Origin of the sequence: Marinobacter sp. DUT-3, assembly GCF_050379435.1 — a bacterium.
Classification (GTDB): domain Bacteria; phylum Pseudomonadota; class Gammaproteobacteria; order Pseudomonadales; family Oleiphilaceae; genus Marinobacter.
On sequence record NZ_JBNRMG010000003.1, the window covers coordinates 179,575 to 204,175 of the forward strand.

Annotated in this window: 22 protein-coding genes; 18 read left to right on the top strand and 4 right to left on the bottom strand. The window is 58.5% G+C overall.

Annotated elements, in window-relative coordinates; all coding sequences use genetic code 11:
• Nucleotides 1-112: 112 nt before the first annotated feature.
• From ACQUWM_RS06190 to ung, 6 genes are all read left to right on the top strand, one after another.
• Nucleotides 113-1,414, top strand: a complete 1,302-nt coding sequence (locus ACQUWM_RS06190; protein WP_428921538.1) for a homoserine dehydrogenase — start codon at nucleotides 113-115, stop codon at nucleotides 1,412-1,414.
• A gap of 11 nt (nucleotides 1,415-1,425) precedes the next feature.
• Nucleotides 1,426-2,826, top strand: coding sequence for a threonine synthase (thrC, locus tag ACQUWM_RS06195; RefSeq protein ID WP_407002100.1), 1,401 nt, complete (start codon nucleotides 1,426-1,428; stop codon nucleotides 2,824-2,826).
• A gap of 6 nt (nucleotides 2,827-2,832) precedes the next feature.
• A complete protein-coding gene (gene recJ, locus ACQUWM_RS06200) occupies nucleotides 2,833-4,569 on the top strand; it encodes a single-stranded-DNA-specific exonuclease RecJ (protein WP_428921539.1) in 1,737 nt (578 codons plus the stop codon).
• Nucleotides 4,570-4,839: 270 nt separating this feature from the next.
• Nucleotides 4,840-5,935 (top strand): peptide chain release factor 2 gene (gene prfB, locus ACQUWM_RS06205; RefSeq protein ID WP_407002097.1). Its coding sequence is split into 2 segments (ribosomal slippage): nucleotides 4,840-4,911 and nucleotides 4,913-5,935, totalling 1,095 coding nucleotides; the frame shifts between segments, so codons are not numbered across the junction.
• Nucleotides 5,936-5,989: 54 nt separating this feature from the next.
• The gene (gene lysS, locus ACQUWM_RS06210; protein ID WP_428921540.1) at nucleotides 5,990-7,522 is read left to right on the top strand and encodes a lysine--tRNA ligase; all 1,533 of its coding nucleotides are present in this window, start codon (nucleotides 5,990-5,992) and stop codon (nucleotides 7,520-7,522) included.
• A 3-nt stretch (nucleotides 7,523-7,525) separates the two neighbouring features.
• Nucleotides 7,526-8,266 (top strand): uracil-DNA glycosylase, encoded by a 741-nt coding sequence (ung, locus tag ACQUWM_RS06215; protein ID WP_428921541.1) that lies wholly within the window; start codon nucleotides 7,526-7,528, stop codon nucleotides 8,264-8,266.
• Between the two features lie 161 nt (nucleotides 8,267-8,427).
• Here the strand turns inward: ung and ACQUWM_RS06220 are convergent, their stop codons facing one another.
• Both ACQUWM_RS06220 and ACQUWM_RS06225 read right to left on the bottom strand, forming a co-directional pair.
• On the bottom strand, nucleotides 8,428-9,261 hold the full coding sequence (locus tag ACQUWM_RS06220) for an HDOD domain-containing protein (RefSeq protein WP_407002094.1): 834 nt from the start codon (nucleotides 9,259-9,261) through the stop codon (nucleotides 8,428-8,430).
• Between the two features lie 81 nt (nucleotides 9,262-9,342).
• Nucleotides 9,343-10,341 (bottom strand): YgfZ/GcvT domain-containing protein, encoded by a 999-nt coding sequence (locus ACQUWM_RS06225; RefSeq protein WP_428921542.1) that lies wholly within the window; start codon nucleotides 10,339-10,341, stop codon nucleotides 9,343-9,345.
• On the opposite strand from ACQUWM_RS06225, the gene ACQUWM_RS06230 reads away from it, so the two are divergent.
• On the top strand, nucleotides 10,329-10,481 hold the full coding sequence (locus tag ACQUWM_RS06230; protein ID WP_407002092.1) for a hypothetical protein: 153 nt from the start codon (nucleotides 10,329-10,331) through the stop codon (nucleotides 10,479-10,481). The genes ACQUWM_RS06225 and ACQUWM_RS06230 overlap by 13 nt on opposite strands.
• A gap of 208 nt (nucleotides 10,482-10,689) precedes the next feature.
• Here the strand turns inward: ACQUWM_RS06230 and ACQUWM_RS06235 are convergent, their stop codons facing one another.
• Together ACQUWM_RS06235 and nadB are read right to left on the bottom strand one after the other, a co-directional pair.
• Entirely contained in the window at nucleotides 10,690-10,944 is a 255-nt protein-coding gene (locus ACQUWM_RS06235; protein WP_406986412.1) for a succinate dehydrogenase assembly factor 2, read from the bottom strand.
• Between the two features lie 29 nt (nucleotides 10,945-10,973).
• Nucleotides 10,974-12,578 carry an L-aspartate oxidase gene (nadB, locus tag ACQUWM_RS06240; protein ID WP_407002091.1) on the bottom strand — a complete coding sequence of 535 codons (1,605 nt, stop codon included), beginning with the start codon at nucleotides 12,576-12,578 and terminating at the stop codon, nucleotides 10,974-10,976.
• Between the two features lie 129 nt (nucleotides 12,579-12,707).
• Between nadB and rpoE the strand changes: the two genes are divergently transcribed.
• The 11 genes from rpoE (at nucleotide 12,708) to era (ending at nucleotide 24,598) form a co-directional block, all read left to right on the top strand.
• On the top strand, nucleotides 12,708-13,382 hold the full coding sequence (gene rpoE / locus ACQUWM_RS06245) for an RNA polymerase sigma factor RpoE (protein ID WP_407002090.1): 675 nt from the start codon (nucleotides 12,708-12,710) through the stop codon (nucleotides 13,380-13,382).
• Nucleotides 13,383-13,397: 15 nt separating this feature from the next.
• A complete protein-coding gene (locus ACQUWM_RS06250) occupies nucleotides 13,398-13,964 on the top strand; it encodes a sigma-E factor negative regulatory protein (RefSeq protein WP_428921543.1) in 567 nt (188 codons plus the stop codon).
• A gap of 21 nt (nucleotides 13,965-13,985) precedes the next feature.
• Complete coding sequence (locus ACQUWM_RS06255) at nucleotides 13,986-15,029, top strand: MucB/RseB C-terminal domain-containing protein (RefSeq protein WP_428921544.1); 1,044 nt, start codon at nucleotides 13,986-13,988, stop codon at nucleotides 15,027-15,029.
• The gene (locus ACQUWM_RS06260) at nucleotides 15,026-15,493 is read left to right on the top strand and encodes a SoxR reducing system RseC family protein (protein ID WP_407002087.1); all 468 of its coding nucleotides are present in this window, start codon (nucleotides 15,026-15,028) and stop codon (nucleotides 15,491-15,493) included. Before ACQUWM_RS06255 ends, ACQUWM_RS06260 begins: the two co-directional genes overlap by 4 nt.
• 146 nt (nucleotides 15,494-15,639) lie before the next feature.
• Nucleotides 15,640-17,037 carry a DegQ family serine endoprotease gene (locus tag ACQUWM_RS06265; RefSeq protein ID WP_407002098.1) on the top strand — a complete coding sequence of 466 codons (1,398 nt, stop codon included), beginning with the start codon at nucleotides 15,640-15,642 and terminating at the stop codon, nucleotides 17,035-17,037.
• Nucleotides 17,038-17,150: 113 nt separating this feature from the next.
• Nucleotides 17,151-19,877 (top strand): bifunctional diguanylate cyclase/phosphodiesterase, encoded by a 2,727-nt coding sequence (locus ACQUWM_RS06270; protein WP_428921545.1) that lies wholly within the window; start codon nucleotides 17,151-17,153, stop codon nucleotides 19,875-19,877.
• A 104-nt stretch (nucleotides 19,878-19,981) separates the two neighbouring features.
• Nucleotides 19,982-21,784, top strand: a complete 1,803-nt coding sequence (gene lepA / locus ACQUWM_RS06275) for a translation elongation factor 4 (protein ID WP_407002085.1) — start codon at nucleotides 19,982-19,984, stop codon at nucleotides 21,782-21,784.
• 11 nt (nucleotides 21,785-21,795) lie between these two features.
• Nucleotides 21,796-22,584, top strand: a complete 789-nt coding sequence (gene lepB / locus ACQUWM_RS06280) for a signal peptidase I (protein WP_407002084.1) — start codon at nucleotides 21,796-21,798, stop codon at nucleotides 22,582-22,584.
• Nucleotides 22,585-22,605: 21 nt separating this feature from the next.
• Nucleotides 22,606-22,995, top strand: coding sequence for a DUF4845 domain-containing protein (locus tag ACQUWM_RS06285; protein ID WP_406986435.1), 390 nt, complete (start codon nucleotides 22,606-22,608; stop codon nucleotides 22,993-22,995).
• The gene (gene rnc, locus ACQUWM_RS06290) at nucleotides 22,992-23,681 is read left to right on the top strand and encodes a ribonuclease III (RefSeq protein WP_406986437.1); all 690 of its coding nucleotides are present in this window, start codon (nucleotides 22,992-22,994) and stop codon (nucleotides 23,679-23,681) included. Before ACQUWM_RS06285 ends, rnc begins: the two co-directional genes overlap by 4 nt.
• Nucleotides 23,681-24,598, top strand: coding sequence for a GTPase Era (gene era, locus ACQUWM_RS06295; protein ID WP_428921546.1), 918 nt, complete (start codon nucleotides 23,681-23,683; stop codon nucleotides 24,596-24,598). The genes rnc and era overlap by 1 nt, the downstream gene beginning before the upstream one ends.
• Nucleotides 24,599-24,601: the final 3 nt, after the last annotated feature.

Here is a 24,601-nt window from a genome sequence, read left to right on the forward strand (position 1 = left end):
CGAGCAGTGACGCAGGGCTTATTCAGTGTGCCCTTAATCGGTATACTATGCCCTCTTGAGATAACCCCAAGAAAACCCATCAGCACCCCCAAGCGGGATCAGAGGTGAAAGTTTGAAAGACGTCAGTGTCGGAATCTGCGGATTGGGAACCGTCGGCGGCGGTACATTTAACGTACTGACCCGAAACGCCAAACTCATTACGGGCCGTGCCGGCTGCAATATCCGGATTGGCCGGGTGGCTAGCCGTACCCCCCGGGAAGATATTGATATGGGCGGTATTCCGTTCAGCACCGACATTTTCGACGTCATCAACGACCCCGATATTGATGTTGTGGTGGAGTTGATTGGTGGATATGACGCTGCCCGGGAACTGGTGCTGGCTGCCATCAGGAATGGCAAGCATGTGGTGACGGCCAACAAGGCCCTGATCGCGGTCCACGGTAACGAGATCTTTGAGGCGGCAGAAAAAGCCGGCGTTATCGTTGCCTATGAGGCCGGCGTGGCGGGCGGTATTCCGGTGATCAAATCGGTTCGCGAGGGCATGGCTGCCAACCGCATCGACTGGATTGCCGGCATCATCAACGGTACTGGCAACTACATTCTTACCGAGATGCGCGCAGGCCGCGAATTCGCGGAAGTGCTCAAGGAGGCCCAGGACCTGGGTTACGCCGAAGCCGACCCCACGTTTGACGTGGAAGGTATTGATGCCGCACATAAGCTGACCATCCTGGCTTCGGCCGGTTTTGGTGTGCCGCTGCAATTCGAAAAAGCCTACACCGAGGGCATCTCGCAGATCACGCCTTACGACATTGCCCATGCGGAGCTGCTGGGTTATCGCATCAAACACCTTGGCATTGCCCGTCGTCGTGATGACGGTATCGAGCTGCGTGTGCATCCGACCCTGGTGCCACGGAGCCACCTGATTGCCCAGGTCGATGGCGTTCTCAACGCGGTACTGGTGGACGGCGACGCGGTTGGTCAGACCATGTATTACGGTCCGGGGGCCGGCGACGAGGCGACGGCCTCCGCAGTGATCGCTGATATCGTGGATGTGGCCCGCACGGTCGCAGCCGGAAGCTCCCAGCGGGTGCCCTACCTCGGCTTTGATCCGTCCGCGCTGGAAGATCTCAATGTCTTGCCGATGGAAGACATTCAGTCGGCGTACTATCTGCGCATCACCGCCATGGACCATCCCGGTGTGCTGGCCAAGGTGGCCTCGATTCTCAGCGAGCATGGCATCAACATAGAGTCGATCATGCAGAAGGAGTCGGAGCTGAAAGATGGCCGCATTCCGGTGATCATCCTGACCCACACGGTTCAGGAGCGCCAGGTAAACCGCGCCATTGAAGAACTGGAAGCCCTGACGGACATCGATGGTCAGGTTGTTCGCATCCGCGCCGAAAACTTCAACTGACAGGTACGCACGTGAGATACATCAGTACACGGGGGGAAGCTCCCGCTCTGGGTTTTGAAGACGTTCTGCTGACCGGGCTGGCCACCGATGGTGGCCTGTATGTGCCCGAATCCCTGCCGCACTTCAGCGTGGAAGAAATTCGCAGCTGGCGTGGCCTGTCCTACAGCGAGCTGGCGTTCAACGTCATGTACCCGTTCGTGGACGACGCCATTCCGGCTGATGATTTCCGCAAGATGCTGGACGAGACCTATAGCGTGTTTGCCCATCAGTCGGTTGCCCCGCTGGTTCAGCTCGACACCAATGAATGGGTGTTGGAACTGTTCCGCGGTCCGACCCTGGCGTTCAAGGATTTCGCCCTGCAGCTGCTGGGCCGTCTGCTGGATTACGTGCTGGAGAAACGCAAGCAGCACGTGGTCATCATGGGGGCAACCTCGGGTGATACCGGTTCCGCGGCGATTGAAGGCTGCCGTCGTTGCGAGCACGTGGATATCTTCATCCTGCATCCGCACGAGCGGGTGTCCGAAGTGCAGCGTCGCCAGATGACCACGGTCAAGGGCGACAATATCCACAACATAGCGGTGCGCGGCAACTTTGATGACTGCCAGCGTATGGTGAAGGAGAGCTTCGGCAACCAGTCGTTCCTGGGTGGCAAGACCCAGCTGGCTGCGGTGAACTCCATCAACTGGGCGCGGATCATGGCCCAGATCGTCTATTACTTCCAGGCGTCGCTGGCGCTGGGCGGTCCCGATCGCAGCATGGCGTTCTCGGTGCCTACCGGTAATTTCGGTGACATTTTTGCCGGTTACCTGGCGAAGAAAATGGGCCTGCCGATCTCCCAACTGGTGATCGCCACCAACCGTAACGACATTCTTCATCGCTTCATGAGCGGCAACAAGTACGAGCAGCACCAGCTCGAACATACCCTGTCGCCGAGCATGGATATCATGGTATCCAGCAATTTCGAGCGCCTGCTGTTCGATCTGCACGGTCGTGACGGCGCGGCGGTCAAGCTGCTTCTGGAGAATGCCGCCAAGGGGCCGGTCAGTATCGAGGAATACCGTTGGAAGCATGCTCGCAAGTTGTTTGACAGTGACGCGGTGGACGACAAGACCACCTGCGATACTATTCGCGAGATCTACGAGCAGAACGAATACCTGCTGGATCCCCACACCGCTATCGGTGTGCGTGCCGCCCGTAACTGTCGCCGTGACAAGGCCGTGCCGATGGTGACCCTGGGTACGGCCCACCCGGCCAAGTTCCCGGATGCCATCGCGGAATCCGGCCTGGCCGTCAAGCCCGAATTGCCGGCGCACATGGCGGACCTGTTCGAGCGGGAAGAGCGCTACACGGTGCTGGATAACAACATCGCGGGTGTTCAGGAATTCATCGCCAAACACTGGAAGAATACCTGATCCGGTATGACACCCAAAAAGATCCTGCGTCGCCCCCAGCCCGACACCCTTCCGGGCTGGGGCCAAAACCTGCCCCCCTTGCTTCGCCGTTTATACGCCGCACGCGGCGTCACTTCCGATGAGCAGCTGACTTATACCCTGAAGCACCTGGCCTCGCCGCTGGAGCTGCGCGGTATTGACCGGGCGGTGGAGCTGTTGTCTGAAGCGATCACCGGTCAGCAGCGGGTGATGATTCTGGGGGATTTTGACGCTGACGGTGCCACCAGCACCGCTGTCGCCATGTTGGGATTGTCCATGCTTGGTCTGAAAAGCGTCGACTTCCGCGTGCCCAGCCGGTTTGCTGACGGCTATGGCCTGACCCCGGGCATCATTCATCGCCTGAAGGATGAGGGCGAGCTACCGGACCTGATGGTCACGGTGGATAATGGTATTTCCGCCGTTGAGGGTGTCAGGGCGGCAAAAGAACTGGGCATCCGGGTGGTCATCACCGACCATCACCTGGCCGGCGAGACGTTGCCAGATGCCGATGCCATCGTGAATCCCAATCAGCCGGGTTGCCCGTTCCTCAGCAAGAATGCCGCCGGTGTGGGCGTGATGTTTTACGTACTGACGGCGTTGCGCAAACACCTGCGGGAGCAGGGCAGACTGCCGGAGCCGCAGCCCAATCTTGGCACCCTGCTGGATCTGGTGGCGCTGGGCACCGTGGCCGATGTTGTGCCACTGGACCACAATAACCGGATATTCGTAGAGCAGGGCCTGCGCCGGATACGTCAGGGCGAGGCCCGCCCGGGTATTCTGGCGCTGCTGGAAGTGGCAGGCCGTGATCACACCGCCATCAGTTCCACCGACCTTGGCTTCGTCGTCGGCCCCCGCCTCAACGCCGCCGGCCGGCTCGATGACATGAGCATCGGCATCGCCTGCCTGCTGGCCGACAGCCCCGACGAGGCCCAGAGGCTGGCCAGAGAGCTGGACACCTTCAACCGCGAACGCCGCACCATCGAAAAAGACATGAAAGCCCAGGCCCAGGACCTGCTGGCGTCCATGTCCCTGGATCTGGAGGGGTTGCCCTGGGGGCTGGCGCTGTATGACCCGGAGTGGCATCAGGGCGTCATCGGCATTCTCGCCGCGCGAATCCGCGAGCAAACCAACCGTCCGACAATAGCGTTTGCCGCGGACGACAACGGCGAAGACGTCAAAGGCTCCGCCCGCTCCATCCCCGGCCTGCACATCCGCGACGCCCTGGCGGTAGTGGACTCGCGCAATCCCGGCCTGATGAAAAAATACGGCGGCCACGCCATGGCTGCCGGCATGACCCTGGCCAGGGAAGATCTGGACACTTTCTGCGAGGCTTTCGATCAAGCCGTGCGGGATACGCTAACGCCGGAAGACCTGGAAGCCGCCATCGTCACCGACGGCCCGCTGAACAGCCAGGAGCTGTGCCTCGACACCGCTACCCTGCTCAAGCGAGCCGGTCCCTGGGGGCAGCACTTTCCCGAGCCGCTGTTCGATGGCGAATTCCGTGTGGTCAGCCAGCGCATCGTCGGCGAAAACCACCTGAAACTGGTGCTGCAGCCCGCTGATGGCAGCGGGATTGTTGATGGCATTGCGTTCAACACCGGGCCGGAAGTGCCCGACTACACTAAAACCGGGGCCAGAGTGGTTTACAAGCCGGATGCCAATACGTTCAGGGGAAGAACCAACCTGCAGTTGTTGGTGGATTATCTGGAACCGCTGAGCTCCTGATTTTGTGGGTGCTATGTCGGATTAGCAAAGCGTAATCCGACAAGCATGGAAGGCCGGCAAGCAGGCCTGCCGGTTTCGGGGTGGGGGTCGCTTTTCTGCAGGGACAAAGGTGTCTGAGCGAAGCGAGTTCTTTTCCCGAAAGAAAAGCGACCCCCACCCCGGAACCAACTCCAAGGCAAACAAAACCCACAGGCTGATTTACAAACAGAATTCCGGTAGAATTCCGCCTCTGTTTTTACTCTCCATTTTTCAATAGCGAGTAAGGTTTCCATGGAAATTAATCCCATTGTGACGAAGATTAAAGAACTTCGTGAGCGCACCGAAGCGCTCAGGGGGTATCTTTGACTACGATCAGCGTAGCGAACGACTGGTCGAAGTAGAGCGGGAACTGGAAATGCCCACGGTGTGGGACGATCCCGAGCGCGCCCAGGCCCTGGGTAAGGAGCGCTCAGACCTTGAACTGATCGTGCGCACCATCGACAACCTCACCTCCGGCCTTGAAGACGCCGACGGCCTGCTGGAAATCGCGGCCGAGGAAGAGGACGAAGGTACCGTCGGCGAAATCGAGGCCGATCTGCAAAGCCTCGACAAGGAACTGGAAAAACTCGAGTTCCGTCGCATGTTTTCCGGCGAGATGGACGCCAACAACGCCTACCTGGACATCCAGGCCGGCTCCGGCGGTACCGAAGCCCAGGATTGGGGTAACATGCTGCTGCGCATGTACCTGCGCTGGGCAGAGCGTCGTGGCTTCAAAGCGGAAATCGTCGAATTGCAGGAAGGGGATGTGGCCGGTATCAAGAGCGCCACTATCCATATCCAGGGCGATTACGCCTACGGCTGGTTGCGCACCGAAACCGGTGTCCATCGCCTGGTGAGGAAGTCGCCGTTCGATTCCGGTAACCGTCGCCATACCTCCTTCTCTTCCGTGTTCGTATCACCGGAAGTGGATGACAGCTTTGAAATCGAAATCAACCCGTCTGACCTGCGCGTTGACGTATACCGTGCGTCCGGCGCTGGTGGTCAGCACGTAAACCGGACCGAGTCCGCGGTACGTCTGACTCACAACCCCACCGGGATTGTGGTGGCCTGTCAGGCCGGGCGCAGCCAGCATCAGAACAAAGACCAGGCCATGAAACAGCTCAAGGCCAAACTCTTTGAACGCGAGATGCAGGAACGTAACGCCGAGAAGCAGAAAGCCGAAGATGCCAAGGCCGATATCGGCTGGGGCAGCCAGATTCGCTCCTACGTACTGGATGACAGCCGTATCAAGGATCTGCGCACCAAGGTCGAAACCAGCAATACCCAGTCGGTGCTGGACGGTGACATCGACAAGTTCATCGAAGCCAGCCTGAAGATGGCGCTGTAACCCAGCGCCTTCGCCACGCTAACCCGGACAACCCCCGATTTTTAGTGAGCCAACATGACTGAACAAACCCAGAATGCACAGCACGAGGACAACAAGCTGATTGCCGAGCGCCGCGCCAAGCTGTCGGACATGCGCGAGCAGGGCAACGCCTTCCCCAATGACTTCCGCCGTGACGCGACGGCCGCCGAGCTGCAGGCCAAATACGGTGACAAGACCAAGGAAGAGCTGGCGGAGATGGGTATCCAGGTGGCCATTGCCGGCCGCATGATGCTTGACCGCAAGGCGTTCAAGGTGGTTCAGGACATGACCGGCCGCATCCAGATCTATGCGACCAAGGATGTCCAGAAAGACACCAAGCACTGGGATCTTGGGGATATCGTGGGTGTGCGAGGCATCCTGTGCAAGTCCGGCAAGGGCGACCTGTACGTGACCATGGACGAGTATACACTGCTCACCAAGTCCCTGCGCCCGCTGCCGGAGAAGCACAAAGGCCTGACCGATACCGAGGCCCGTTACCGTCACCGCTACGTCGACCTGATGGTGAACGAGGATAGTCGCCGGGTGTTCTACGCGCGCTCGAAAATCATCAGCGCCATGCGCCAGTACTTCACTGACCGGGATTTCATGGAAGTGGAAACCCCGATGCTGCAGGTGATTCCCGGTGGCGCCACGGCTCGGCCGTTCGTGACCCATCACAATGCCCTGGGCATCGACATGTACCTGCGCATTGCGCCGGAACTGTTCCTCAAGCGCCTGGTGGTCGGTGGTTTCGAGCGGGTGTTCGAGATTAACCGCAACTTCCGCAATGAAGGGCTTTCCACCCGTCATAATCCGGAATTCACCATGGTGGAGTTCTACCAGGCGTACGCGGATTACAATGATCTGATGGATCTCACCGAGGACATGTTGCGGACCATTACCGAGAAGGTACTGGGCACGACCACGGTGGTGAACACCCGCACGCTGAAGGACGGTGAGGAAGAAACCATCGAATACGATTTCGGTAAGCCGTTCGATCGTCTGACAGTGGTCGACGCCATCCTGCGCTACAACCCGGACATCAAGGCTGAGCAGCTGGCGAACGAAGAAAGCGCCCGCCAGGTGGCGAAGGATCTGGGCATCCACCTCAAGGATGGCTGGGGCCTGGGTAAGGTGCAGATCGAGATCTTCGAAGCCACGGCTGAGCACCGCCTGATGCAGCCGACGTTCATCACCGAATACCCGAAAGAAGTGTCACCGCTGGCCCGCTGCAAAGACAGTGATCCGTTCGTCACCGAACGCTTCGAATTCTTCGTTGGCGGCCGCGAGATCGCCAACGGCTTCTCGGAGCTGAACGACGCCGAGGACCAGGCCGAACGTTTTCAGGCCCAGGTCGCCGAGAAAGACGCCGGTGATGACGAGGCCATGTTCTACGACGAAGACTACGTGATGGCCCTGGAATACGGCCTGCCGCCCACCGCCGGCGAGGGCATCGGGATCGACCGCCTGGCCATGCTGCTGACCAACTCGCAGTCGATCCGCGACGTCATCCTGTTCCCGGCCATGCGCCCGGAACACAAGGCTGAAGCCCGGAAAGACGAGGAGTAACCCATGCACCCGGCGGAGGTACTGGCCAGCCAGCTCAGGCCCGACCGGGGCTGGAGTCAGCATTTAGAAGCGGAATTTCGCCAGCCCTACATGCAAAAGCTGGCGGAATTCCTGGCTGCCGAGGAACAGGCCGGTAAAACCCTGTTCCCGGCCAGCCATCATTGCTTCAATGCCCTCAACAGCACGCCGCTGGACAAAGTGCGCGTGGTGATCCTCGGCCAGGACCCCTACCACGGCCCCGGCCAGGCCCACGGCCTCTGCTTCTCCGTCCGCCCGGACGTACCCACACCCCCGTCACTGGTAAACATCTACAAGGAAATCCGCGAAGATCTGGGCATCGAGCCACCGGACCACGGCTGCCTGCAACCCTGGGCGGAACAGGGCGTGTTACTGCTCAACAGCGTACTCACCGTGGTCCAGGGCCAGGCCGGCGCCCACCAGGGCAAGGGCTGGGAAGTCTTCACCGACAAGGTTATCGAAACCATCAACCGTGAACGGCAAGGGGTGGTGTTCCTGCTCTGGGGCAGTTACGCGAAAAAGAAGGGGCAGCACATCGACCGCAGCCGCCATCATGTACTGGATGGTCCGCACCCGTCACCACTGAGCGCTTACCGTGGCTTCTTCGGCTGCAAGCATTTCTCACGTGCTAATGACTGGCTGAAGCAGGAAGGGATGCAGCCCGTAGACTGGTCGCTACCAACAAAGTCTGACCTGCTTAAACGCTACAGCCAGAATCAGTCTTAACCGAAATGCAGGGTTCTGCTGTTCAGGCGGCAAAGAAAAGCATCCGACCGGTCACGGGGCGGGGGTACTTTTTCTGGCAGGACAAAGGTGTCTGAGCGAAGCGAGTTCTTTTCCCGAAGAAAAAGTACCCCCTCCCCGGGACCAGCCCCAGTTCTCTATGACTACTTAAGCAGGGCCATAGCGGCTTCCATCTGAGCGTTGAGGTCTTCCTCCTCGCTCATGTCCACCTCGGGATCAAGGCCAAGTCGATCAAAGGCGGAAATGGATTTCCAGTCCATCTCAGTCCAGGGATGATCGGAACCAGCCACCAGCTGCAAATTGGCCACCATCACCAGGTCAGCGTAGTCCGGCGCCGGCACCTCGCGCTGGAAGTTGGCATAGTCCAGTGGCACGGACTGGAGTTCCTCCGGAAAATCCCACTTTTTCAGGATCAGGTTGCCGATACGCGGATGCAGTGCATCAATGACATTATCGAGCATAATGCTGCTGATCTGGATATCCCGATCCTCAACGTACCGCAGGATAGGCAGTACACCAATCAGATGAACCAGGCCGGCCAGCGTGGCCTGGTCCGGCTTCAGTCGGGTGTAATGCTGGGCCAGAACGTGGCAAACACCAGCGACTTCTGTGCTGGTTTGCCATGTTGCCCGCAGACGCTTGTCGATCATGTCAGACGTGGCCTGAAACATCTGCTCCATCGCAAGTCCCATCGCCAGATTGCTGGTATAGGCCATACCCAGGCGGCTGACGGCCATATTCAGGTTTTCTATGGCGCGGCTGCCCCGAAACAGGGGGCTGTTGCAGACACGGATAATACGGGCGGACAGGGCGGTATCGTTACTGATGACTTTGACCAGGTCCAGAATGGCGGAGTCCTCCGACTCGGCAATCTCCCGCACCTGCAAGGCGACTTCCGGCAGCGTTGGCAGCACCAGCTTGTCATTTTCGATCGCACTGATCAGATCATTTCTGATGGTTTCAACAATGTTCGACATGGTCAGTTGAGGTCCGTCGCCTGAAAATATTCAAAAATATGACGTACTTTATAGCAAAAAATCGTCGGAATGCCTGTCAACTTATGTATCTGGCGTATCGGATTGTTGCTGCTCCGGCACAGAATAAGGCAGTGCCAGTCGCTCCAGTGTGATGTCCGGATGGGGGGCCAGGTGGAGCGGAGTATCCACGGCATTGTGGCGGACAACGGCCAGACATTGTACGGAATGGTTTGCCAGACGAACGCTATTGACCACCTCGCCGACGGTTTTCTCACCGGCCTTGATCGATGTTCCGGAAGCGGGAGCAGCATCTACGCCGGTGGCGGAAAAGCGAAACAGGCTTTTCTTGAGCTGACCGAGGAAATGCATACGGGCAATGACTTCCTGACCCGTGTAGCAACCTTTCTTGAAATGAACGCCGAGCACGTGTTGCCAGTTCAGCATCTGTGGCACGTAGGCTTCCATGGATTCCGGTGTGAGTCTGGCAATACCCGCCGCGATTTCCGATGCCTGCCAGTCGACGAGTTCTGTGCGTTCGGCTTCCGGGAAGGCTTCGGATTGTTGCGGCGAAAACTCACCCAGTTGCCAGAGCTCATACCGGGGAAGGCCCTCGGCCGTATTCTCGGTCCTGATCAGGTGGTGCTGGCCGACAACAAGGCTGTCGCCGGGGTTGTGGAGGTTGAGTGCGGCATCCTCACCGAAGCGCCGGGCAATATCATCGCCAAGGATGCCAAGCACGCGGGCGCCGTCGACAACCTCCATCGTCGTGCCGCGAAACAGCATCAGGTATTTGCGCAGCTGGCTGGTGATGTGGTCGGCAAGGTCTTCCGGCAGCGCGAGCAGAACGTCATCCCCGTCACGCACCATGCGCGTCAGGCAATAGGCCCTGCCTTTGGGGGTGCTGGCCGCAGCTCGGGGCGAGAAGGCCTCGGTGACGTCCGTCAGGTTCTGACTGAACTGACCCTGGAGAAATTTGTCGGTTCCGGAACCTGCAATACGGACAATGCGTTGGTCTTCAAGGGCGGCCCAGGCTGAAGCAGGCAGTGGTTGGCCTGCAACGAGGGTCGATGGATCTGTCATTGGGCACTCCCGGTATCGGTGTTGCTGACGAGGGGGCGGTTGGACTGACCCAGTCTCAGCCACATCCGCAAACGGCGGAATTCCTCGGGATCGACATTGCGAAACCCTGGGCCGAAATTGGCCAGAACAACCAGGCGTGAATGGAATCTGGAGTCGGTTGGCCGAATTTTCAAGAGTGTCAGCCGGGGACTTAGCCGGCTCTCCCCCGCGACGGCGACCGGGCAGCTGTCGCCGGAGCCGAAGCGGGCCCGGAGTTGGTTGTGATCCAGAGTCAGCTCCGTCACGGTGTTAACCGCCCTTAGCAAGTTACGCAACCAGCCCTGGGGAGCCGACGGCCGAAGATGCAGGTTAATCCGGCTGGACACGGTTCAGGATCATATCCACGATACGCTGAAGGTCCGGATCTTCCGGTCGACTACGCTGCATGAACCACTCGAACATGTCGGTGTCCTCGCAGGTCAGCAGTTTCTCGTAGCGCGCCTGGTCGTCTGCGGGCAGGTCGGGGTACGCCTCTTCCACAAATGGGACCAGCAATACGTCCAGTTCCAGCATTCCCCGGCGGCTGTGCCACCACAGGCGTTTGTATTCGGTGTTGTCAGACATTCGGTTTCTCTTTCCGCTGGTCGGGTGTGTCAGGGTGATAGCGTTCTGTACGTTGTCGGGAACAGCACCGTGTCCCCCGGCTCGTTAAGTAGCCCCGGGTAATCCAGGGTGTAATGGAGGCCCCGGCTCTCCTTGCGCTGGAGCGCGGAGCAGATGATCAGGTCAGACACCGTAACCAGGTTGCGCAGCTCAAGCAGGTCATTGGTGACCCGGTAGTTGCTGTAGAACTCACCTATTTCCCGCGACAGCAGATCGACGCGGTGCTTGGCTCTCTGCAGGCGCTTGGTGGTGCGTACAATGCCAACATAGTCCCACATGAAATGGCGCAGTTCGTCCCAGTTGTGGGAGATTACCACGTCCTCGTCGGAATCCCGCACCTGACTTTCGTCCCAGTCCGGCACTGGCGGCGGTGGCGGAATGTCGGCTTCCCGGCGGGTAATGTCGGCGGCGGCAGCGCGCCCATACACCAGGCACTCCAGCAGGGAGTTGCTGGCCATGCGATTGGCGCCGTGCAGGCCGGTGAAAGCGGCTTCCCCAACCACATACAACTGGTTGATGTCGGTGCGGGCGCGGTCATCACTGACAATGCCGCCACAGGTATAGTGTGCCGCCGGCACCACGGGGATGGGCTCTTTGGTGATGTCGATGCCAAACTCAAGGCACTTCTCGTAAATGGTCGGGAAGTGATGTCTGATAAAGTCGGCCGGCTTGTGGCTGATGTCCAGGTACAGGTGGTCGGCGCCCAGGCGTTTCATCTCATGGTCGATAGCACGTGCCACGATGTCGCGGGGCGCGAGTTCTCCACGCTTGTCGAACCGGTCCATGAAGCGGCTGCCGTCCGGAAGCTTGAGCACGCCGCCTTCACCCCTCACGGCTTCCGTGATCAGGAAGGATTTGGCGTGAGGATGGTACAGGCAGGTCGGATGGAACTGGTTGAATTCCATATTGGCAACCCGGCACCCGGCACGCCAGGCCATCGCGATGCCGTCGCCGGACGCGCCGTCCGGGTTGGTGGTGTAGCGATAGGCCTTGCTGGCGCCGCCGGTGGCGATCACGGTAAAACGGGCCCGGATCAGCTCAACGTGATTGTCTTCCAGATTGAGAACGTAGGCGCCGACACAGCGATTGCCCGGCAATGACAGTTTGCGGTTGGTGATCAGGTCCACCGCTACCCGGCCCGATATCAGGGTGACATTGGAGCGTGCCTGTGCCTGAGATGTCAGGGTGGTGGAAACGGCATGTCCGGTGGCGTCCGCGGCATGAATGATGCGTCGGTGGCTGTGGCCGCCCTCGCGAGTCAGGTGGTACTGCGAGCGTTCGTCACGGGTGAAATCCACTCCCGAGTCGATAAGCCAGTTGATGCTCTCCTTGCCGTGTTCGACGGTGAATTGCACGGCGTCTTCATGGCACAGGCCCCCTCCGGCATTCAGCGTATCCTGGACATGGTTCTCCAGGGAGTCTTCGTCATCCAGTACCGCTGCAATGCCACCCTGGGCCCAGAGCGTGGCCCCGCTGCTGATGTCGGCCTTGCTTACGACACAGACATTCAGGTGCTCCGGCAGATTGAGAGCGACGGTTAGGCCGGCAGCACCGCTGCCGATAATCAGGACATCGTATTCGTGAGACTGTGGCATTGGGTCGTTATCGCGGGCCATAATGTGGACGTGTATTGAACTAAACTTTACGCTTGCTGTCTATTTGCCCTGACGAGGGCAGGCCTGACCTGGCCCTGGCCGATTCTCAAACGGACGCCGGACAGCATTATGATGCAAAGTAATTCAAGGCAGGCTATAAAACTTGAGCGCCCCGGCAATCCGTCCATGACTCCGGATACTGATCAGCACAAGGGGGATGCCCCCGACAGCCAGACCGATCTCCAGCTCGTACGCAAAGTGCGCCATGGTGATCGGGCAGCGTTTGACCTCCTGGTCGTCAAGTATCAGTCCCGGGTGGCCTCGATCATCAGCCGGTATATCTACGACAGCCAGGAAGTGCAGGACCTGACCCAGGAAACCTTTGTGAAGGCCTTCCGGGCAATGGACCGTTTTCGTGGTGACAGCGCATTCTATACCTGGCTCTACCGGATTGCTGTCAATACCGCCAAAAATTTCCTTGAGGCCCGTGGTCGAAGGCCGCAGGGGAGTGCGGATGTCACCGAAGCGGAAAACTTTGAAGACGGCGCCAGGCTGCGGGACAGCGCGTCCCCGGAGAAGCTGTTGCAGCGGGAGCAGTTGCAGCAGGAACTGGGCAGGGCAATATCGAACCTCCCGGAGGAACTCCGCTCCGCTTTTCTGCTCAGAGAATATGATGGTCTGAGCTATGAGGATATCGCGCGCATACTGGAGTGCCCGATTGGCACCGTCCGGTCCCGGATATTCAGGGCGCGGGATGCTGTTGATCGACAGCTCGGGCCGCTACTCAATAATTCCCCGACGTGAATGAGGTTGCATCCCATGGATGATCGTCTCAGAGAAACACTGTCTGCCATGATGGACGATGAAGCGGATGAGCTATCCGTCCGACGGCTGTTGTCCCATGATGAGCAGAACGATGTTCGCTCCCAGTGGCAGCGCTGGCAGCAAGTGCGGGATCTCATGCACCAGAGCCAAGCTCCCTCGGATGCTATCGATGTCAGTGCCGGCGTCAGGCGCGCGCTCTCAGGTCAGAGCGCCACCGGAACCGGGGTCGAGGCCGTCAACGTGCATCGGAACAGAAGCTGGCACTGGCCGGCAGTTGCCATGGTGAGTCTCGCGTTGATTGTCGGGTTTGGTGTCGGCGCAGGGTGGGACTCATCCGCGCTCGAGGGACAAGTTGCCGGAGTGGCCAGTGCGGATGCCGCTGCCGCAGGTGAAGGCGCGGGTGACGAGGTACAGGAAGTCGCCCTGCAGGGGCTGGACGAGGAACAATGGGAACATCTGAGTCGGTATCTGCTTGAACATGCTCAGCACAACAGCGTGGGAGCAGGTCGGGGATCCGTTGGCTATGCCCGGCTGGTCAGTGCGTCAGCCCCGGCTTACTAGTATTCGGAAGTGGAGTGGTCGATGTTGAATTGGCGGGCAATTACCCGGTATTTTCGGGTTCACAGGTTCTGTATGGTGACTGTCGCGATGCTCCTCGCGGCTTCGCCTGCCGTTGCGGTCAGTGCAGAATCTGAAACCGGTACCGCGTCAAAGACTGCTGAACAATGGCTGGCCCGTTTGGGGCCGGCGCTCAATATGACCTCCTATCGCGGTGTGTTTGTATATGCCCGTGGGGACCAGGTCAGTTCCCTGCAAATTGCCCATCGCTACCGTGACGGCGTGGTTGAAGAGCGTTTGGTGCTCCAGGATGGCGGCAGTGGTGAAATCGTCCGCAAGGGCATGCGGGTTGTCTGTGTTCTGCCTGACCAGGGGCGCATCCAGCTGGATCAGGTGATTCCTTCCGGTCCGTTTGCAGAAGCGTTTTCGAGCCAGTTGATGCCGGTCATCCAGTGGTATACCCCGGAGTTGATGGGGGAAGACCGGGTGGCCGGCTACGATGTGGTGAAAATTGCGCTCAAGGCACGGGATGAACACCGCTACAGTCACCGCTTGTGGCTTGAGAAATCCACTGGTCTGCTGGTCAAGAGCCATGTCCGTTCGGATACCGACGAGGTGTTGGAGCATTTCCAGTTTACCAGTCTGGAAATCACGGATAATCTGCCGGACAGCGAATTTCAGGTGCAAACCCGGGGACAGGAAATAGAGCGCTCCCTGAGCGACGGGAGCTCCTCTTCCCAGGCGCCGCGAATGGATGGCTGGATACTGCGTTGGCAGCCCGAGGGGTTTATGCCGGCCGCCGCGCCGCGCTCTGGCAATGGTCAGGCGGTAGCATTTTCAGACGGGCTGGCGGCCTTTTCTGTGTTTGTCGAGCCGACAGGGCGGATTACCATGCCCACCGGGGCGTCCAGGATTGGCGCCACTACCGTATACATCAATCAGCTGGAGACGGGAGACCGTTCTTTTATGGTAACAGTGGTCGGCGAAGTGCCCCCGGTAACGGCGAAGAAAGTGGCGGAATCCGTGGAGGTAGACGATGCCATGGCGTTTGAGACGGCCCGGCGATGATTACTGAAAATGGTAAGGTTGTGGCGATCGACGGCGCGCGCGTCTGGGTACAGACCATTCGTAGCAGCGCCTGCCAGAGCTGTGCGGCCCGTCATGGGTGTGGTCAGCGTGCGCTGGCCGGCGCGACCGGTGGCCGGGCCAACCAGGTGCTGGTGGCTAATGACCTGGAGGCGCAGGTGGGCGACGAGGTCACCCTGGCCATTGATGAGGCGGCCTTGCTGAGGGCGTCCCTGCTGGTGTATGCCGTGCCGTTGTTGTTGATGGTTATGGGGGCGGTACTGGGTTACCAGGGTTCAGGGGGGCAGGATCCTGCTTCTATCGCTGGCGCTGTAGCAGGGCTTGCCGGTGGCTTCGCGCTGGTTCGCTGGCTGCAGCGACACTCTGCCCATCGTTACGAACCCCGGCTGATCCGAGTTGCTGCCGCCATCGACAGACATGTGCCCGCAAACCCTACCGTTTTGTAAGTTGAAAATCGCGTATCTGACTACAGAATATTCGTAAAGTTCTGATAAACAGGGGGTTCTAAATGTTAACAATAAACCTGAAGCGCAGAACGCTGGCGACAACCTCCGGTGGTGTATCCACGGCTTTGGCATTCGTTCTGTGTCTGATGGTGTCTCTGGTCTGGGCCCAGGGGGTCAGTGCACGCAGTCTTCCGGATTTCACCGAACTGGTGGAGGAGAACTCCGGCGCCGTGGTTAACATCAGTACGACCAGCACTCCTTCGTCCTCCCGCAGCGGTGGCGGTTATCCCGGTATGCCGTTTGATGAACGCCAGCTGGAACAGCTGCCGGAATTCTTCCAGGACTTCTTTCGGGGGCCCCAGTCTCCGTTTGGTAACAGTCCCGGGCGCTCGGAACCCCGTCGTTCCATGGGGTCCGGCTTCATTGTTTCGAAAGACGGGTATGTGCTGACTAACAATCACGTGATCGAGGGTGCTGATGAGATTGTCGTGCGGCTGAGTGATCGGCGTGAATTGCCGGCAACCCTGGTGGGTACGGATCCCCGTTCCGATATGGCCGTGCTCAAGATTGAGGATGGTGATGACCTTCCGGTGGTCAAGATTGGCCAGTCCCGGGATCTGAAAGTGGGGGAGTGGGTGTTGGCTATTGGTTCTCCCTTCGGGTTTGATTACACAGTTACTGCTGGCATTGTCAGTGCGCTCGGTCGTTCACTGCCTACCGAGAACTACGTACCGTTCATCCAGACTGACGTTGCCATTAATCCGGGGAACTCCGGCGGTCCGCTGTTCAATCTTGACGGCGAAGTGGTTGGCATTAATTCCCAGATCTACACCCGTTCCGGGGGCTTCATGGGAGTTTCCTTTGCCATTCCCATCGATGACGCCATGAATGTCTTCAGGCAGATTCGTGACAAGGGGGTGGTAGCCCGCGGCTGGCTGGGTGTGCTGATTCAGGAAGTGAATCGGGACCTGGCCGAATCCTTTGGTCTCGAACGTCCCCGGGGTGCCCTGGTAGCGGAAGTCATGGCAGGGTCACCGGCTGAGGAGGCGGGTCTGGAAGCAGGCGATATCGTGCTTGAGTACGACGGTGACGATGTCGAGCTGTCGTCGGACCTGCCGCCCATGGTTGGGCGTACCCCCGTCGGCGAGACTGCATCTCTGACGGTGCTCAGGGAAGGCCGGGAGATGAGTCTGGATGTGGAAATTGGCAAGCTGCCCGAGCAGGGTGATGTTCAGGCAGGCGCTCCCGCAACGGATCAGAATGGCCCGGCGTCGGCACCGTTGGGGCTGTCGGTTGAGCCGATACCCGCGGAGCTCGCCGATGCCATGGAGTTGAGTTCGGGTGTTCTGGTTGCGCATGTTGGCCGGGGACCGGCTTTGAACGCGGGTATTCGTCCGCGGGATGTCATTACCGAGATCCACCGCAAGCCGGTTCGTTCGGTTGAGGAGTTTCATGAGGTCGTATCCTCTTTACCCGAGGATCGTGCCGTGTCGGTTCGCATAGTGCGCCAGGGGCGGGCCATCTATCTTGTGATGAAGCCCTGATCCGGCGTTGGTACCAAAGCCCCGGGTAATGTCTGGTCAGGGACATTGCCCGGGGCTTTTGTTATACTGCCGGAACTAAACAAGAACGTTGGCCACGGACCGGACCTGCCCGAATGATGAACAAAAAGGAACTTCCCCTCAGGACACTTCTGAAATTGCGCAACGCCTGGGTTGCGTGGCTTCTTTTCGCTGCCAGTATCGCGGTGACCCTTTTGCTTTGGCAGGTTTCCATTCGACTGGTTGAAGACCGCACTGAGGCCCGTTTCCGTACACAGTCGCTTCAGCTCAAGACCGCCATCGAAGAACGGTTGCTGAACTATGAGCAGGTGCTGGCCGGCAGCGCGGGTCTGTTTGCCGTAGCTGGAGAGGTAAGTCGCGATGAGTGGCGGGAGTACGTGGACAAGGTCGATATAGACCGTTACTACCCCGGCATACAGGGGATTGGCTATGTCGAGCGCATTGGCGTGCGGCGTATGGCGGATCATATTTCCTCGGTCCGTGCCGAGGGCGTGCGCAATTACCTGGTCACGCCGTTGGGGGCCGGGCCGGATTATTACCCGATGGTATATTTGGAGCCCGGTACGGAACGCAATCGCAGGGCGCTGGGTTACGATGCTTTCAGTGACCCCATTCATCGCCGCGCAATGGAAGAAGCCCGGGATGATGCCAAACCAACAGTGACCGGGAAAGTGATCCTGATCCAGGAGGAAGTTGCGGAAGATCAGGCCAGCTTCCTGATGTATTACCCGGTGTACCAGGGCGGGAAGATTCCGGACCTCCGTGGGGAGCGCCGGATGATGCTGGCCGGTTACGTGTTCAGTGCATTCCGTATGAATAACCTGATTGACGGCATTGTCGGCCTGATTTCGCCTTTTCTGGATGTGCGTATCTACGACGGTAACCAGGTCTCCCGGGACGCGGTGATGTATGGCTCCAACCTCGGTTCCCTGGATAACGATTTCAGTTTTGAAATGAGCCAGACCATCCGCCATGGCGGCCGGGACTGGCTGTTACAGACCCGCTCGACACCCGCCTTTGATTTCCTGGCGTCCGATCCCAGGCCCCCGATTGTCCTGGGTGCCGGTATTGTTATCAGTCTGTTGTTGTTCCTGTTCGCCCTGACGCTGATCCGCTCCCGCATACTCGCGCAGGTGGGTGCTGGCCGGTACCGTGCCATTACCGAAGGCGCAGCCAATGTCACCCTGGTGCTTGGTCGCGATGGCAAGCCACAGTATGCAAGCCCCTCCAGCATGGACATTCTTGGTTTTGATCCCGACAAGCTGCAGGAACTGGACTTTGAGTCGATTGTGCATGGCGATGACTGGCCACAGCTGGTGACCGGATTTGATGACGCGATCGGGGCCCCCGGTAAACAAATGCCGGTTATTCGCGCCCGTGTACGTGATGCCGAAGGCCAGTGGCGGGACATGGAAGGCACCTATACCGCGATGCTGAATGTGCCGGGGGTGAACGGTGTGGTGCTGAGCCTGCGGGACCTGACGCAATTGAAAGCGGCGCAGTCGGAACTGCATCGCCTCGCGTTCTATGATCCTCTGACCGGTCTGGCGAACCGACAGCTTTTCCGTGACCGGCTGAACCACGTGGTTCGCCGGAGCCGCCGCAGCGGGGAGCCTGCCGCGCTGATGTTTCTGGACCTTGATGGTTTCAAGCGGATCAATGACACCCTCGGTCACGATTCCGGCGATGAGCTGTTGAAACAGGTTGCCCAGTGGCTTACTGGTTGCGTGCGGGAGGAGGATTCCGTTGCCCGTCTGGGTGGGGATGAATTTGTTGTCCTGCTGTCGAGAATCAGCGGCCCGGATGCCGCCGGCAAAGTGGCGGAAACCATCCTGAGGCGGCTGTGCCAGCGCATCCGTCTGAACGAGCACGAAGTAGGCATTACCGTCAGTATCGGTATCACCATGATTCCCCATGACAGCGAGGAATCCGGTACCCTGATGAAGTATGCCGACCTTGCCATGTATCGTGCCAAGGAGATGGGCCGGAATACCTATCAGTTCTTTACTCCTGCGATGAATATTCAGGCGGCGCGTCGTCTGCTGCAGCAGGAGGAGTTGGCGACCGCCCTGGATGGCGACCGTTTTGTTCTTCACTATCAGCCGAAGGTGGATCTCGAAACCGAGCGAGTGATTGGTGTTGAAGCGTTCCTGCGCTGGCACCATCCGGAGAGGGGGCTGGTGTCGGCCCAACAGTTCATCGGGCTGGCGGAGGAAACGGGCCTTATTGTACGGCTCGGGGAGATCGCCCTGCGCCAGGCCTGCATTCAGGTTCAGGCGCTTGAGCGCGCCGGCTTTGAATCGCTCAAAATGGCGGTGAACCTGTCCGTGCACCAGCTGATTGATCCGGGATTCCTGGACATGGTGCGCCAGGTGATTACTGAAACCGGAGTATCGCCAGAACGGCTGGAACTGGAAATGCCGGCGGAACTGCTGAATGAAGATCCCCGTCGGTTGCGGGAGTTGCTGGTGTCCCTGCACGATCTCGGTGTGTGCCTGATCCTTGATGACTTCGGCACCGGTTCCTGTTCCCTGGTGGCGTTGCAGCAACTGCCGCTGAATGTGATCAAGATTGATCATCGGTTTATCCGCGACATCCCCTATAATGTCAGCGCCACTGACGTGGCGTCCGCCGTCATTGCCCTGGCCAGGAAACTGCACCTGACGGTCGTGGCGGAGGGTGTGGAAACGCCCCAGCAACTCAGCTTCCTTAAAACGGCCGGGTGCGCCCAGTGTCAGGGCAATCTGTTCAGCTATCCGCTTGACGAGGATGCGCTGATTGGCTTCCTGATTCGGCAGTATGAGCGACCGCTTATTTCCTGAACATGGCAATGGCGGCTAGTAACCGGTAAAATCACGCCGTTCCCGGACTGCGGTAGCGGCCCCTCCGGGCTCAATCCTTCGTCTTATATGAGTATTCATTGTCTGTGACTGAACTGAGCCGAATCCGTAACTTTTCCATCATCGCCCACATCGACCATGGTAAATCCACACTCGCGGACCGTTTTATCCAGGTTTGCGGCGGCCTGACCGACCGAGAAATGGCGGAGCAGGTCCTGGACTCCATGGACCTTGAGCGTGAGCGCGGGATTACCATCAAGGCCCAGAGCGTCACGCTCAACTATAAAGCCCGGGATGGTCAGGAATACAAGCTGAACTTTATCGACACCCCAGGGCACGTGGATTTTTCCTACGAGGTATCTCGCTCTCTGTACGCCTGTGAAGGGGCGCTGCTGGTAGTGGATGCCGGCCAGGGCGTGGAAGCCCAGTCCGTAGCCAATTGTTACACCGCCATCGAACAGGGACTGGAAGTGGTGCCGGTGCTCAACAAGATGGATCTGCCCCAGGCCGAGCCGGAGCGGGTGGCAGCTGAAATTGAGGATATCATTGGTATTGAGGCTTCCGATGCCGTGCGCTGCAGTGCCAAGAGCGGGCTGGGAGTAGAAGATGTACTGGAAGACCTGATCCGCAAGATACCGCCTCCCAAAGGTGATCGGGGCGCGCCTTTGCAGGCACTGATCATCGACTCATGGTTCGATAATTACCTCGGGGTGGTCTCCCTGGTGCGGGTCACCGAGGGTACCCTGAAAAAGGGCGACAAGATTGTCATCAAGTCCACTGGCAAGGCCTGGAACGCGGACAAGGTGGGTATCTTCAACCCCAAGCCCAAAGACACCGACATTCTCCAGGCCGGTGATGTGGGCTTCGTGGTTGCGGGCATCAAGGACATTCATGGTGCGCCGGTGGGCGATACCATCGTGCATCAGAAATTCTCGGAAGACACACCGATGCTACCGGGGTTCAAAAAAGTGAAACCCCAGGTGTACGCCGGGTTGTTCCCGGTCAGTGCGGACGATTATGACGATTTCCGGGATGCCCTGGAAAAGCTCACCCTGAACGATGCCTCTCTGTTTTTCGAGCCGGAAAACTCCGATGCCCTGGGCTTCGGGTTCCGTTGCGGTTTCCTCGGCATGCTCCACATGGAAATTATCCAGGAGCGGCTGGAGCGGGAATACGACATTGACCTTATTACCACCGCCCCGACGGTCATCTATGAGGTGCTGAACAAGCAGAATGAGACGTTGTCGGTGGACAACCCCTCACGGCTTCCGGATGTTGGGTCCATTGAGGAAATGCGTGAGCCTATCGTCGAGGCCAACATTCTGGTGCCCCAGGAGCATCTTGGTAGTGTTATCGCTCTGTGTGAAGAGAAACGGGGTGTTCAGAAGAACATGCACTTCATGTCGACCCAGGTGCAGCTCACCTATGAGTTGCCCATGGCGGAAGTGGTGATGGATTTCTTTGACCGCATCAAGTCCGCCAGCCGCGGCTTTGCCTCCCTGGATTACCATTTCACCCGTTTCCAGACGGCCAACCTGGTACGTCTTGATGTGTTGATTAATGGTGAGCGGGTCGACGCCCTGGCGTTGATCGTGCATAAGGATCAGGCCCACTACAAAGGCCGGCAGCTGATTGAGAAAATGAAGGAACTGATCCCGCGTCAGATGTTTGATATCGCCATTCAGGCTGCCATTGGCACTCACGTGGTGTCGCGGGTGACTGTGAAAGCGCTTCGCAAGAACGTCACCGCCAAGTGTTACGGTGGTGACGTGAGTCGTAAGAAGAAACTGCTGCAGAAGCAGAAAGAAGGTAAAAAACGCATGAAGCAACTGGGCAACGTTGAAGTGCCTCAGGAAGCGTTCCTTGCCGTACTGAAAGTGGATAAATAGAAGGCGCCTGAATGGATATTGATTTTCCCCTGGTCCTGGTTGTATTGACGTTCGCAACGGGCCTTATCTGGCTGGCAGACAGGCTGTTTCTCCGCAAGCGCAGAATGGCCGGTGTGCCCTCCGATGATGGCTCACAGGGGACCGAGGCGGAGGAACCCAAAGAGCCATACCTGGTGGATCTGAGCCGTTCCTTTTTCCCGGTACTGGCGATCGTCCTGGTGCTGCGCTCGTTTCTGGTGGAACCTTTCCAGATACCGTCGGGGTCGATGTTGCCGACGCTTGAAGTGGGCGACTTTATTCTGGTGAACAAGTACGCCTATGGTCTGCGGCTGCCGGTGGCTGGTACCAAGATTCTTGAAGTGGATGATCCTGATCGTGGTGAGGTGGTGGTCTTCCGCTATCCCGAGGACGGACGCACCAACTACATCAAGCGTGTGGTCGGTTTGCCCGGGGATCATGTCCGTTACCGCAACAAGGACCTGTTTATCAATGGCGACAAGGTGGACTCCCGGTTTGTGGCTCGACTGCCACCGATGGAGCTCCGCCGTGAAACCCTGGGTGATATCGAACACAACCTTTACCTGACCCTGGGGCGCCCGGGTGGCTCCGGTGAAGGAGAATGGACGATACCAGAGGGGCATTATTTCGTGATGGGTGATAACCGCGACAACAGTAACGACAGTCGTTACTGGGGGACGGTGCCGGATGAACTGATCGTGGGAAAGGCATTTGCTATCTGGATGCACTGGAAATCACTGACCAGTCTGCCATCCTTTGATCGTGTCGGCGCCATTGAATAATTTTCAAGGAGTGTAGTCTGAATGAAGAAGAATAAAGTCTCTTCAATGGGGCGTCAGGGCGGTGCCTCGGCCCTTACCATGCTGGTGATGGTGCTGTTTTTTGGCAGCCTGCTGACACTGGTGATCAAGCTGGGGCCGGCCTATCTGGATGACATTACCATTCAGGAAGCCCTTGAGGGTCTGGAAGGCACGGAAGGTCTTTCGACCATGGGGCCTCCCCAGGTAAGGAGCCTGATCAACAAAAGGTTGAGCGTGAACAACGTCCGCGGTTTTGATGCCAAACAGATCAGTGTTGAGAAAAACGGTGAATTTGTAGTGATCAAAGTGGACTATGAGGTGCGTAATAACCTGTTCCGTAACGTGGATACCGTCATCCACTTCCAACACGAATACGAGATGAAGGGCCAGTGAGTTCACAACCGGATCTGGAACAACTACAGCGTCGTATCGGCTATCAGTTCAAGACGCCGGAGCGCTTGCTGCTGGCACTGACGCACCGCAGTTATGGCAACCAGAATAACGAACGGCTGGAGTTCCTGGGGGATTCCATCGTGAATATGGTTATTGCCGAACACCTCTACCTGCAGTTCGAGAAAGCGCGGGAGGGCCAGTTAAGTCGCTTGCGCGCCCGTATGGTCAAAGGCGTGACCCTTGCCGAGATCGGGCGTGAGTTTGAATTGGGAAAATACCTCAGGCTGGGGTCCGGTGAACTGAAAAGCGGTGGATTCCGCCGCGAATCGATCCTTGCGGATGCCGTGGAGTCCATCATCGGCGCCATCTACCTCGACAGTGATTTCGATACCTGTCGGCAGCAGGTTCTGCGCTGGTTTGAGCAGCGCCTGAAGAATCTGGACCTCCAGGACACCCAGAAAGATCCGAAAACCCGTCTTCAGGAATATCTGCAATCGCGCCAGTTTCCCCTGCCGCGGTACGATGTAATCTCGGTGGACGGTGAAGCCCATGCACAGACTTTCCATGTTTCCTGCGCTTTGCCGTCACTGGGTCGTAATACGTCCGGTGTTGGCAGCAGTCGTCGTATTGCCGAGCAGCAGGCCGCCCGTAATGCCCTGAAGGAACTGGGCGTGGAGAACGACTAATGAACGATATTACCCGTCCGGACGACCCGGAAAGCCGATGTGGCTTTGTTGCCATCGTTGGCAGGCCAAACGTGGGCAAGTCCACGCTGCTGAATCATATACTCGGCCAGAAGCTGAGCATAACCTCCCGCAAGCCTCAGACCACCCGCCATCAGGTGCTGGGTATCAAGACCATGGGGCCGGTGCAGGCGATCTATGTTGATACCCCGGGTATGCACGAGGATGAGCCCAGGGCCCTGAACCGCTACATGAACAAGGCCGCGACTTCGGCGCTGATTGATGTGGATGTCGTTGTGTTTGTGGTTGACCAGATGGCGTGGACCACGGCCGATGAACTGGTTCTGGAAAAGCTATCCAGCCTCAAGTGCCCGGTGATTCTCGCGGTGAACAAGGTCGACAGGATAGAGAAGCGGGAAACCCTGTTGCCGCATCTGGATATGCTGTCAAAAAAGCGGGAGTTTACCGAGATCATTCCGCTGTCAGCCCTCAAGGAGATGAACCTGGAGCCGCTGGAAGAGGCGGTTGGCCGCTATCTTCCTCAGAGCGTGCACTTCTACCCGGATGACCAGGTCACCGATCGCAGTGAGCGATTCATGGCAGCCGAAATGGTGCGGGAGAAAATCACCCGGCAACTGGGTGCGGAACTGCCTTATTCCGTCGCTGTTGAGATAGAGGAATTTCGTCGTGATGGCAAAACCCTGCATATTTCCGCGCTTATTCTGGTGGAAAGGGAGGGCCAGAAGAAGATCATCATAGGCGATAAGGGTGAGCGAATGCGCCGCATCGGCCAGGAAGCCCGCGCTGATATGGAACGTTTGTTCGACAGCAAGGTGATGCTTCGCCTGTGGGTCAAGGTCAAGCGGGGTTGGGCTGATAGCGACCGGGCCCTGAAGAGCCTGGGCATGAACGATTTCTGAGAA

Excerpts from the sequence above, each read along its gene's own strand:
- recJ (WP_428921539.1), top strand. The coding sequence starts at position 2,833 with ATGACACCCAAAAAGATCCTGCGTCGCCCCCAGCCCGACACCCTTCCG.
- lysS (WP_428921540.1), top strand. The coding sequence starts at position 5,990 with ATGACTGAACAAACCCAGAATGCACAGCACGAGGACAACAAGCTGATT.
- ung (WP_428921541.1), top strand. The coding sequence starts at position 7,526 with ATGCACCCGGCGGAGGTACTGGCCAGCCAGCTCAGGCCCGACCGGGGC.
- ACQUWM_RS06220 (WP_407002094.1), bottom strand. The coding sequence starts at position 9,261 with ATGTCGAACATTGTTGAAACCATCAGAAATGATCTGATCAGTGCGATC.
- ACQUWM_RS06230 (WP_407002092.1), top strand. The coding sequence starts at position 10,329 with ATGGATCTGTCATTGGGCACTCCCGGTATCGGTGTTGCTGACGAGGGG.
- ACQUWM_RS06225 (WP_428921542.1), bottom strand. The coding sequence starts at position 10,341 with ATGACAGATCCATCGACCCTCGTTGCAGGCCAACCACTGCCTGCTTCA.
- ACQUWM_RS06235 (WP_406986412.1), bottom strand. The coding sequence starts at position 10,944 with ATGTCTGACAACACCGAATACAAACGCCTGTGGTGGCACAGCCGCCGG.
- nadB (WP_407002091.1), bottom strand. The coding sequence starts at position 12,578 with ATGCCACAGTCTCACGAATACGATGTCCTGATTATCGGCAGCGGTGCT.
- rpoE (WP_407002090.1), top strand. The coding sequence starts at position 12,708 with ATGATGCAAAGTAATTCAAGGCAGGCTATAAAACTTGAGCGCCCCGGC.
- ACQUWM_RS06250 (WP_428921543.1), top strand. The coding sequence starts at position 13,398 with ATGGATGATCGTCTCAGAGAAACACTGTCTGCCATGATGGACGATGAA.
- ACQUWM_RS06255 (WP_428921544.1), top strand. The coding sequence starts at position 13,986 with ATGTTGAATTGGCGGGCAATTACCCGGTATTTTCGGGTTCACAGGTTC.
- ACQUWM_RS06260 (WP_407002087.1), top strand. The coding sequence starts at position 15,026 with ATGATTACTGAAAATGGTAAGGTTGTGGCGATCGACGGCGCGCGCGTC.
- ACQUWM_RS06265 (WP_407002098.1), top strand. The coding sequence starts at position 15,640 with ATGGTGTCTCTGGTCTGGGCCCAGGGGGTCAGTGCACGCAGTCTTCCG.
- ACQUWM_RS06270 (WP_428921545.1), top strand. The coding sequence starts at position 17,151 with ATGATGAACAAAAAGGAACTTCCCCTCAGGACACTTCTGAAATTGCGC.
- lepB (WP_407002084.1), top strand. The coding sequence starts at position 21,796 with ATGGATATTGATTTTCCCCTGGTCCTGGTTGTATTGACGTTCGCAACG.
- ACQUWM_RS06285 (WP_406986435.1), top strand. The coding sequence starts at position 22,606 with ATGAAGAAGAATAAAGTCTCTTCAATGGGGCGTCAGGGCGGTGCCTCG.
- era (WP_428921546.1), top strand. The coding sequence starts at position 23,681 with ATGAACGATATTACCCGTCCGGACGACCCGGAAAGCCGATGTGGCTTT.